This is a genomic window from Leisingera sp. ANG-M1 (assembly GCF_000813745.1).
Classification (GTDB): domain Bacteria; phylum Pseudomonadota; class Alphaproteobacteria; order Rhodobacterales; family Rhodobacteraceae; genus Leisingera.
In genome coordinates this window covers 1-951 of sequence record NZ_JWLC01000013.1, presented here as the reverse complement: position 1 = coordinate 951, position 951 = coordinate 1, and the positions used below count along the sequence as shown (strand labels likewise).

Below are 951 nucleotides of genomic sequence, written 5' to 3'. Positions count from 1 at the left end.
TCGAGGACAGAACCTCAGGCTGCGCGCCCTCAGCCTGCCGCACTACGGCGGCGGCGGTGTCGTCGCAGCTGCTCTCCAGCCCCAGAATGGTCAGGGTCTTTGTCATGGCCTTACCGTTGCATCGAATTGCCGCCGGGGCTACCACCTAAGCGGCCTGCAAACAATCCCGGGAGCCCTGTGATGGTCCCTTTGCTGATGACACGTCCGCTGGCGGCGGCAAAGCGGTTCACGGCCGGGCTGCCTGCTGATGCGCGCGCCGGGCTGCAGGTGGTCCATGCACCGCTGATTGAGATCCGCCCTGCGGGCACCCCGGTCCAATTAGATGGTGCGAAGGGGGTCATCTTCACCTCTGCAAACGGGGTGGAGACCGCTTCACGTGAAACCACCGCCCGTCTGCCTGCCTATTGTGTCGGAGAACGCACTGCGCAGGCCGCTATGGAAACGGGCTGGACGGCGTCCTGCGCAGGCATATGCGCGGATGAGCTGGTTGCAGCCCTTTTGCAGCAGCGCCCTGAAGGACCGTTGCTGCACCTGCGGGGTGCGCACGCACGGGGAAATATTGCACAGAGGCTTGAGGATGCGGGACTGCCGTGCCGGGAGCAGGTGGTCTATGATCAAGTGCTGCTGCCACTGACGGAAGAGGCCCAAGCTGTTCTTTCTGCGCAAAATGATGTGATCGTGCCGCTTTTCTCTCCCAGAACTGCGCGTCATTTTGCCAATCTGTGCGGGGATGCCGCGAATTTGCATCTGATTGCGCTGAGCCAGGCGGTGGCGGAGCCATTGAAAGGCTTGAATTGCAAGGCGTTGCGCGTAAGTAAGGCGCCGGCTGCGAAGGCGATGGCGGCGGCCGTCCTTGATGCCGCAGCGCAGCTGACGCGGCTTGAGGGCCAGCGGCGCGCGGAGTAGTGTCGCGGCGTGTTCGCAGAAAAGTATTTTAGGAATCGAGGGGGG

General features: G+C 63.0%; 1 protein-coding gene. It reads left to right on the top strand.

Translation table 11 applies throughout. The features are described 5' to 3' along the window. Nucleotides 1–195 precede the first annotated feature (195 nt). Complete coding sequence (locus tag RA19_RS10855; protein WP_342586077.1) at nucleotides 196–906, top strand: uroporphyrinogen-III synthase; 711 nt, start codon at nucleotides 196–198, stop codon at nucleotides 904–906. Nucleotides 907–951 lie beyond the last annotated feature (45 nt).